This window comes from Streptomyces fildesensis, assembly GCF_016107395.1.
In the GTDB taxonomy this organism is placed as follows: domain Bacteria; phylum Actinomycetota; class Actinomycetes; order Streptomycetales; family Streptomycetaceae; genus Actinacidiphila; species Actinacidiphila fildesensis.
Genome location: NZ_JAAIKO010000468.1, coordinates 1 through 207 on the forward strand (window position 1 = coordinate 1; position 207 = coordinate 207).

Consider the following 207-nt stretch of genomic DNA (forward strand, 5'->3'; position numbering starts at 1 on the left):
CCTGGATGCCATCTAGTCCTTTCAGGTTAACGTCGAAGAACACGATGTTGCGGTTGGCGTATCGATCGTGCAAGTCGATGCCATCGAACCGTTGCGGGAACTGCACGTAGCACGTCTTTTTCCCGAGGGCGGGATCCATCATGAAGCACATGGCTTCCCTCAAAGCCTTACTATTGTTGATGTAGTGATCACAATCCAAGTTTAACA

General features: G+C 49.8%; 1 protein-coding gene. It reads right to left on the reverse strand.

Features of this window, described 5'->3' with window-relative positions; genetic code table 11:
• Positions 1 to 199, reverse strand: a 199-nt coding sequence (locus C6N31_RS47650) for a hypothetical protein (RefSeq protein ID WP_498063749.1), incomplete at its 3' end; no start/stop codon positions are given.
• Positions 200 to 207: the final 8 nt, after the last annotated feature.